The sequence below is a fragment of the Paenibacillus nasutitermitis genome (genome assembly GCF_014641075.1).
GTDB lineage: Bacteria > Bacillota > Bacilli > Paenibacillales > Paenibacillaceae > Paenibacillus_Z > Paenibacillus_Z nasutitermitis.
Map to the genome: position 1 here is coordinate 57,735 of NZ_BMHP01000014.1, position 9,031 is coordinate 66,765.

Below are 9,031 nucleotides of genomic sequence, written 5' to 3' on the forward strand. Positions count from 1 at the left end.
GCGATAAATTATGACTGAAGTGGAAATTACAACGGAATACATTGCGTTGGGTCAGTTTCTGAAGCTCTCGGGATGCATCGACACCGGCGGAGCTGCGAAGTTTTTTTTGCAGGATGCCGAAGTTATGATTAACGGAGAAGCGGATAATCGCAGAGGCCGTAAGCTCTACAACGGCGACCGGGTCGAAATAAAGGGACATGGCCTCTTTACGGTCGTAAAGCGCTAACGCGTCAATGCCAATAAGCATTGTCAGCACCGGGAGGCAGCAAGGTGTATTTGAATTCCATACAATTGCAGCATTATCGTAATTACGAGCAGCTGGAAGTGAAAACGGACAGCCAGGTCAATTTGTTTGTCGGACCCAACGCGCAGGGGAAAACCAACCTGCTGGAAGCGATTTTTGTGCTGGCTTTAACCAAATCGCACCGGACAAGCAAAGATAAAGAGTTGATTGGCTGGCAGTCCTCAGACGCCAGGATAATTGGCGAAGTGGAGAAGAAATACGGGACTGTCAAGCTGGATCTGACCTTGTCGACACAAGGTAAGAAAGCAAGAATCAACGGACTTGAGCAGCGCAAGCTGAGCGATTTTGTAGGATCCCTCAATGTGGTAATGTTTGCCCCGGAGGATCTGGAAATCGTCAAAGGCACACCTGGTATCCGCAGGCGATTTCTCGATATGGAGATCGGTCAGGTGCAGCCGGGTTATTTGCATTCGCTCGGACAGTACCATAAGGTGCTGCTGCAGCGAAACAATTACTTGAAAGCTTCCGCACCCGCAAGCTCCCAGCAGGCTATGCTGGAGGTGTGGAATATGCAGCTTATTGAGTATGGTGTTAAAATTATTAAAAAAAGGCAAAGCTTTATTCATAAGCTGCAAAAATGGGCGCAGCACATCCATTCCGGCATAACGGCCGGCGCAGAGGAATTGACGATTGTTTACCGCCCCTCCTTCGAAACGGACGCAGCGGAAGATGAATCTGTTTTATTTGAGCAATTTATGATAAAGTTAACACAGGTAAAAGATCAGGAACTGCGCCGCGGGATGACGCTTGTCGGCCCTCACCGGGATGATCTGGCCTTTTTTATAAACGGGAAGGAAGCTTCGGTATACGGGTCGCAAGGCCAGCAGCGAACTACCGCGTTATCGCTTAAGCTTGCCGAAATCGAACTCATTCACGATGAGATTGGAGAGTATCCGCTGCTGCTGCTGGATGATGTGCTGTCGGAGCTGGATCAGAATCGGCAGACGCAGCTGATTGAGACTTTTCAAAGCAAGGTGCAGACCTTTATAACCACAACGGGCCTGGAGAGCGTCAATTTGAGCAAGCTGCAGGACTCCCGCATTTATCAGGTTCGCAATGGTGAAGTCATTCTTTAAGTGCTGAAACGGCGAAAGGTGGAGGCTATGTATATACATCTGGGCGGAGAGAAAATAATTCGCGCTGCGGAGCTCGTGGCGATCTTTGATATTTCTATCGAACAATCCTCCAAACTCTCCAAGCAATTTGTCGCCCAAGCCCGAAAGCGCAAGGACGTCGAAGTGATTGGCGAGGAAGAAGCGAAATCCATTGTCGTCACCCAGCAAAAGATTTACTATTCCCCGATCTCGTCCTCTACGTTGAAGAAGCGATCGCATCATTTTGCGACCAATTAACAGTATCCGACGGACCCGTAAGCTCACGCTTATGCTTGTATAGAAATAACGAAGCGGCATATCAGGTGCGAAACGTTCTTATTTTGGTTATGCCTTTAAGGTGCGTTTTCTTGCGAAAACGCTATAGCCTATGCTTTCGGAGTGCGTTTTCTACGAAAACGCTTAGTTATTCAGCAGTTGAGAGGAGCAGTGAATCCCAGCATGTCGTCGAATCAGAATACGTATGATGCAAGTCAAATACAAGTCCTGGAAGGTTTGGAAGCCGTACGCAAGCGTCCCGGGATGTATATCGGCTCCACTAGCTCCAAAGGTCTTCACCATCTCGTTTGGGAGGTTGTCGACAACAGTATCGATGAAGCGCTGGCCGGGTATTGTGACCGGATCATGGTTACCATCCATGAAGATAACAGCGTAACGGTCATCGATAACGGCCGGGGGATTCCCGTTGGGGAAAATGCCAAGCTGAAAAGACCGACTGTTGAAGTGGTTCTGACCGTTCTTCACGCAGGCGGTAAATTTGGCGGCGACGATTCCGGCTACAAAGTGTCAGGGGGCCTCCACGGCGTTGGCATATCTGTCGTTAACGCTTTGTCCGAGCTGGTGGTCGTAACCGTCAGCGTCGAAGGAAAAATCCACCAACAGGAATACCGTAGGGGAATTCCTCAATACGACCTGAAGGTGATCGGGGAAACAGAAGAAACGGGAACTACGGTTCATTTCAAGCCGGATCCGGAGATTTTCAAGGAAACTACGGAATATGAATACGAAACCTTGCAATCGCGTATCCGTGAGATTGCTTTTTTGAATAAAGGTATCGAGATCGTTCTGCTGGATGAGCGTACAGGCGCGACCAATACGTACCGTTATGACGGGGGTATCATCGAGTTTGTCGAGTATTTGAACCGCAATCGCATAGCCTTGCACGAGCGGCCGATTTATGTGGATGGCTCAAAGGATAATATTCAGGTAGAGGTCGCCCTGCAGTACAATGACAGCTACAGCGAGAACATTTATTCTTTTGCCAACAACATCAACACCCATGAGGGCGGAACGCATGAATCCGGTTTCAAAAGCGCTTTGACGCGGATTATCAATGATTATGCCCGTAAAATGAATGCGATCAAGGAAAATGACTCCAATCTGTCCGGCGATGATGTTCGGGAAGGGCTGACGGCTATTATTTCCGTCAAAATTCCTGAACCCCAGTTCGAAGGGCAGACCAAAACCAAGCTTGGCAACAGCGAAGTCCGCGGTATCGTGGAATCCTGCTTTGCGGAGAAGCTTCAGGAGTTTCTGGATGAAAATCCGGCTGTTGCCAAGAAAATTATCGAAAAAGGGCTTCAGGCCTCCAGGGCGCGTGAAGCTGCCCGCAAAGCGCGTGAGCTGACAAGACGCAAAAGCGCGCTTGAAGTCAGTTCGCTTCCAGGGAAACTGGCCGATTGCTCCTCCAAGGATGCGTCCATAAGCGAGCTCTACATTGTCGAAGGGGACTCCGCAGGCGGATCCGCCAAACAGGGACGGGACCGTCATTTCCAGGCTATCCTGCCGCTCCGGGGCAAAATTCTCAACGTCGAGCGCGCGCGGCTGGACCGGATTCTGGGAAATGCCGAAATCCGGGCGATCATTACGGCACTTGGTACAGGGATCAGCGATGATTTTGACTTGGCCAAAGCGCGTTACCACAAAGTGATCCTGATGACGGATGCCGATGTCGACGGAGCGCATATCCGGACGCTGCTGCTGACCTTCTTCTACCGCTATATGCGCAAAATTCTGGAAGCTGGCTTTATCTATATTGCCCAGCCTCCGCTTTTCAAGATCGAGCGCAATAAAGTCATCCGTTATGCGCAAAGCGAAAAGGAACGCGATGAAATTATTGCAGGATTTGGCGAAGGAGCTAAAGTTGGTGTCCAGCGCTATAAAGGTCTTGGAGAGATGAATGCTGTCCAGTTGTGGGAAACGACCATGGATCCCGAAAGCCGGACCATGCTCCAAGTTTCGATTGAAGATGCTATGGAAGCGGATGAAATGTTTGAGACTCTGATGGGCGATAACGTTGAGCCACGACGCGAGTTTATCCAACAATACGCAAACCAGGTCAAAAACCTGGATGTTTGAATACACATGCAAAAGCCGCCCGGTCTTATAGAATCCGGCGGCTTTTTTTTCGGGTCGCCCCCTATTTCCTTCTTGCTGTTCGGAAACGTCCGTACAACAGAGCATAACGATAGATTTTACGGAAAACCCGTTTATCCGGAAGTTTACGGAACAGAAAAGGGTCAGGCAGTGTATTTACTTCAAGAATCCAGGGCTTGAACGATTGGTCGATGGCAACATCGACCCCTATTTCCTTAAGACGGGGATAATCAAGCTGCAGCTGCTTTGCGGCGGAGACCCCTAATTTTCGCAGACGGCTATTCAGGGAGGAGATCCGGCTGGCGGTAAGGTGGGTCTGCATGAGCCGCTCGAGCGTCATCGGAGTGCCGCCGCTGTGATAATTGGTGACAATTTTTGAAGGATGGCCCAGCCGTCCAATAATACCGGTTGATTCCCAATCATTCCTGGCGTTTTTTTGAACCATGACACGAATGTCGAATCTCCGCTTCCGGTGCTTTAACAAATGGATGCCGCGCTGGATTAGATAGGAACGGGATTTGATGGCACTTGCCTGCAGCGCGGTTGCCATGGCTTCGAAGCTGGTGAAGGCTCTAAGCCGGGTTCCCAATTGAAACGTATAGTGTCCATCTTGGTTCTCCACACGGATAACCCCATTGCCAAAGGTGCCCAGTTCAGGTTTAACATAAACCATTCTGTAATCGTTTAACATCTGCTTGAGCGTGTCCCGGCTCCATCTTTTCGTTGTTGGAATATAATCGCTCAATTCGTCTGACTTTATCAGGGAATTTGTTTTTGCCCATTTACTACTTACTCGTTGAATCGCCAAACCCAGCTCCGCCTTTCAGTTCTATTCTTGACTTTCGGTGTATTGCAAAGCATGCAGGAGACAGAGGTATAAAACGATGGTATAATAGGGATTATGCCTACTTTTGCTTTCTCCCAGTTGGGGAATCAATATGCCTGCCTGAATCCATTCCCAACCAGTTTATGCAAAGCCGTCAAAGTGGAGCGGGCGCTCACCCAGGTAACAGGAGATTATCGGGCATAACAACGGATTTATCAGAATACCGGGTAGAGGCATGATGGTATTGTGAAATGGCTATAATGTTTATATCTCACGTTATTCTTGTACAAGAATTCAACAAAGAAGCCTGGAAGTGGTATTCTTCGTTTGGATCAATAATGAACATTTATTATGAAGTAGTTTAGGAGGACCAAAATGGCGGAAGAACATCGTTCGCAAGTAGTAAATCGCGATATCGGCGTTGAGATGCGGGAATCGTTCATGGATTATGCGATGAGTATCATCGTCAGCCGCGCACTCCCGGATGTCAGGGATGGCCTGAAGCCGGTTCATCGCCGCATCCTGTTTGCGATGTCCGAGCTTGGGATGTCCCCGGACAAGCCATATAAGAAATCCGCCAGAATCGTCGGCGAAGTTATCGGCAAATATCATCCTCATGGCGATTCTGCCGTTTACGAGACGATGGTACGGATGGCACAGGATTTCTCGCTCCGCTATATGCTGATTGACGGTCACGGCAACTTTGGATCGATTGACGGCGATATGGCCGCAGCAATGCGTTATACGGAGGCGCGCCTGTCGAAGATTGCCATGGAGATGCTCCGCGATATTAACAAAGAAACCATTGATTTTGCGCCAAACTATGATGGAGAAGAGCATGAGCCTATCGTCCTGCCAGCTCGTTTCCCTAACCTGCTGGTGAACGGGATTACCGGTATTGCCGTCGGGATGGCTACCAATATCCCGCCGCATAATTTGGGCGAGGTTATTGATGGCGTTCAGGCGCTTATCCGCAATCCGGAAATTACGCCGCTGGAACTGATGGATTATATTAAAGGGCCGGACTTTCCGACTGCCGGCTTCCTCATGGGACGCGAAGGCTTGCGCCAGGCATATACAACAGGACGCGGGTCGGTTACGATGCGCGCTCGTGCAACTATAGAAGACAATAACGGCAAAGGGCGCATCATTGTCCATGAGCTCCCTTACCAAGTCAACAAAGCCCGTCTCGTCGAGAAAATCGCCGAGCTTGTACGGGAGAAGAACATTGAAGGCATTACCGATCTTCGTGATGAATCCGATCGCAACGGGATGCGTGTGGTTGTGGAATTGCGCCGGGATGTGAACCCCAGCGTTGTGCTTAACAATCTGTACAAGCAGACCCAAATGCAAATGAATTTCGGTTTTAATATGCTGGCTCTGGTCAATCGCGAGCCGCGCGTATTGAATCTTCGGGATATTCTGTATTACTATTTGCAGCATCAGATTGAGGTTATACGCCGCCGTACTGAATTTGATTTGAAGAAGGCGGAGGCACGCGCGCATATACTCGAAGGTTTGCGTATTGCGCTCGATCATCTGGATGAAGTTATTGCTCTTATCCGGGCATCGCAGACAACCGATATTGCCCGTGAAGGGCTCATATCCAGATTTTCTCTCAGTTATGACCAGGCTCAAGCTATATTGGAGATGCGTTTGCAGCGTCTGACCGGGTTGGAGCGGGAGAAGATAGAGGCGGAATACGCGGAACTGCAGAAGAAAATTGCAGAATACCGCGCTATTCTGGCGGATGAGCAGCTCGTCCTGCAAATTATCAGCGAGGAATTGGAAGAAGTAAAAGTCAAATTCGGAGATGAGCGCCGTACAGAGCTTATCGCTGGTGAGAATGAGATTCTGGATGAAGACCTCATTCCCCGTGAGGATGTTATTATTTCCGTTACACATTCCGGTTATGTGAAACGTCTTCCGGTTTCCACATATCGCAGTCAGAAGCGAGGTGGACGGGGTGTTATCGGGATGGATACGAAAGACAAGGATTTTGTCGAGCATCTTTTTGTGTCCAATACCCACCACTATCTGTTGTTCTTTACGGACAAAGGAAAGGTCTACCGGTTAAAGGCCTATGAAATTCCTGACTTAAGCCGTATTGCGCGGGGGACGCCGATTATAAATCTGATTCAAATTGAAGCGGGTGAAACGGTAAATGCGGTTATCCCGGTAGAAGCATTCGAACCGGATCGATATTTGTTTTTTGCCACCAAGCAGGGTGTCGTCAAAAAAACACCGTTGGATGATTACTCCAATATCCGCAAAATCGGGCTTATCGCCATCAATCTTCGTGAAGATGATGATCTGATCGGCGTGAAGCTTACAGATGGCAATCAAGAAATTATTATGGGAACGAGCCAAGGCATGTCGATCCGATTCCCTGAACAGGATGTACGTCCAATGGGCCGTTCGGCAACGGGAGTCAAGGGGATTAATACGGATAACGGCGATTATGTTATTGGCATGGATGTCGTTGTTCCGGAGAACGAAGTTCTTATCGTTACGGCCAAAGGCTATGGAAAACGGACTCCAGTTACTGATTACCGGATCCAAAGCAGAGGCGGAAAAGGGATCAAGACATTGAATGTGACCGAGAAGAACGGTCCAATCGCTAGTCTCAAAATCGTGCAGGATGATGAGGACTTGATGATCATGACTGCGCTCGGAACCATGATTCGGACCAGTATGGGCGGTATTTCCACGATGGGCCGGAATACGCAGGGCGTCAAGCTGATTCATATCCGTGACGACGATTCGGTAGCTACCGTCACGCGTGTAGCCAAAAGTGATGAATCCGATATTCTCGATGAAATCGGTGAAGACGGCGAATCGATTGAAATGTCCTCAGCGATAGAACCAACTGACACCGAGAACACGCCAGATGATTCAAGCCAAGAATAGCTGCCCGTGATATAAGGACATAATTGGAGATGAGAGCTATGGCAGCGGTAGCTGTTTCGCAAGTTAAGCCTGGAGACAAAATTGCTCAAGATGTTCTTACTCCTCTAGGGAGTGTCCTATTTCACAAAGGTAAAATCGTAATGGCGCGGGAGCTTGAGATTCTCCAGGCATTTCTGGTTCCAAGCGTCGTGATCGCCTCCACGGACGATAAGAACGGGGAGGAGGAGTCTGGCGCCGATAAGTTTTTCGATTCCAACAAAGATGCGGGTAAAGCCGTATCACCACTGATGGAGCAATATGTCCGGACTGTCGTGCTGCTGAAGAAAGTGTTCACTCAGGTCAACAGCGGCATGAGTATCCCGATATTGGATATCCGCAATCAGTTGGAAGTTTTGTTGCAGCATGTCGGTGATTACAAGATTTTAAGCTTCTCTCCGTCAACCGTTAATAATGATGACTATTTATTTCATAAAAGCGTCATGTCGGCGATGAGCTGCTATATGCTGGCTCAATGGAACGGTTTTCCCAGGAATGAGTGGATGCAGGCCGCGCTTGCCGGCTTGCTTCATGATATCGGCAACGCCAAGGTGGACTCCTCCATACTGAATAAACCTTCCAATCTGACAGCCGAAGAAGTGGACGAGATGAAACGCCATACGCTTCTGGGGTATCAGCTGCTCAAGAACGTGACTGCCCTCACAGAGGGGGCGAAGCTGGCGGCGCTCCAGCATCATGAACGAGTTGATGGGAGCGGATATCCGCTTGGTCTGGGTGCTCAGAAGATTCATCCTTTTGCGAAGCTGGTTGCGATCTCCGATATCTTTAATGCTATGACTATGAAACGGGCGTACCGCAAGGCGACCTCGCCGTATGTGGTGCTTGAACAAATTCAGAAGGATGCTTTCGGGAAGCTGGAGCCCGTGTATGTGCAGACCTTTATCGATAAGGTTACACAGTTCCATAATGGAACGCTGGTCCGTCTGAGTGACAACCGTGTCGGGGAAATCGTATTTTCAGACCGGAATTATCCCACTCGCCCATGGGTAAATGTGAATGGAACCATTGTGAATTTAACGATTGAGCGGCAGCTGTCCATTGAAGAGATTATTTCCAAACAAGATTGATTAAATAAGTATTGACCTACAAAGATGAGCTGTGGTATATTATTTCTTGCCGATTTTTTTGGTGGGTTAGTATAGCACAGCTTTTTAATATAGAGATAGAAAAAGAAATTCATCTTTATTTAAAAAAAGTACTTGCAATCAGCTAGGCGGATGTGATATATTAATCAAGTCGCCGCTGAAACGTAGCACGACAGCTTACGAAGCAGGCAAAGCCTTATGGAGCCTGCAACGAAGAAGCATTTGTTCTTTGAAAACTGAACAATGAGCGACCTGTCAAACAGGTTTTAAAGAATGAGCTGTTTTTAGCTTATCTGTAAGGTATGAGATCTTTGGATCTCTTTTATGGAGAGTTTGATCCTGGCTCAGGACGAACGCTGGC

The 9,031-nt window shown here is 48.6% G+C and carries 7 protein-coding genes; 6 read left to right on the plus strand and 1 reads right to left on the minus strand.

Annotated elements, in window-relative coordinates; all coding sequences use genetic code 11:
- Positions 1 to 10: 10 nt before the first annotated feature.
- From yaaA to gyrB, 4 genes are all read left to right on the plus strand, one after another.
- Positions 11 to 226 (plus strand): S4 domain-containing protein YaaA, encoded by a 216-nt coding sequence (gene yaaA, locus IEY46_RS34320; RefSeq protein ID WP_308422873.1) that lies wholly within the window; start codon positions 11 to 13, stop codon positions 224 to 226.
- A 44-nt stretch (positions 227 to 270) separates the two neighbouring features.
- Positions 271 to 1,380, plus strand: a complete 1,110-nt coding sequence (recF, locus tag IEY46_RS34325) for a DNA replication/repair protein RecF (protein WP_189000358.1) — start codon at positions 271 to 273, stop codon at positions 1,378 to 1,380.
- Between the two features lie 27 nt (positions 1,381 to 1,407).
- Positions 1,408 to 1,656: an extracellular matrix regulator RemB gene (remB, locus tag IEY46_RS34330; RefSeq protein WP_189000361.1), complete on the plus strand. Its 249-nt coding sequence runs from the start codon at positions 1,408 to 1,410 to the stop codon at positions 1,654 to 1,656.
- Between the two features lie 201 nt (positions 1,657 to 1,857).
- On the plus strand, positions 1,858 to 3,774 hold the full coding sequence (gyrB, locus tag IEY46_RS34335; protein ID WP_189000364.1) for a DNA topoisomerase (ATP-hydrolyzing) subunit B: 1,917 nt from the start codon (positions 1,858 to 1,860) through the stop codon (positions 3,772 to 3,774).
- 61 nt (positions 3,775 to 3,835) lie between these two features.
- On the opposite strand, the gene IEY46_RS34340 is transcribed toward gyrB, so the two are convergent.
- Complete coding sequence (locus IEY46_RS34340) at positions 3,836 to 4,600, minus strand: YheC/YheD family protein (protein WP_189000367.1); 765 nt, start codon at positions 4,598 to 4,600, stop codon at positions 3,836 to 3,838.
- A gap of 393 nt (positions 4,601 to 4,993) precedes the next feature.
- On the opposite strand from IEY46_RS34340, the gene gyrA reads away from it, so the two are divergent.
- Both gyrA and IEY46_RS34350 read left to right on the plus strand, forming a co-directional pair.
- Positions 4,994 to 7,528: a DNA gyrase subunit A gene (gyrA, locus tag IEY46_RS34345; protein ID WP_189000370.1), complete on the plus strand. Its 2,535-nt coding sequence runs from the start codon at positions 4,994 to 4,996 to the stop codon at positions 7,526 to 7,528.
- A gap of 38 nt (positions 7,529 to 7,566) precedes the next feature.
- Positions 7,567 to 8,652, plus strand: coding sequence for an HD-GYP domain-containing protein (locus IEY46_RS34350; RefSeq protein WP_189000373.1), 1,086 nt, complete (start codon positions 7,567 to 7,569; stop codon positions 8,650 to 8,652).
- Positions 8,653 to 9,031: the final 379 nt, after the last annotated feature.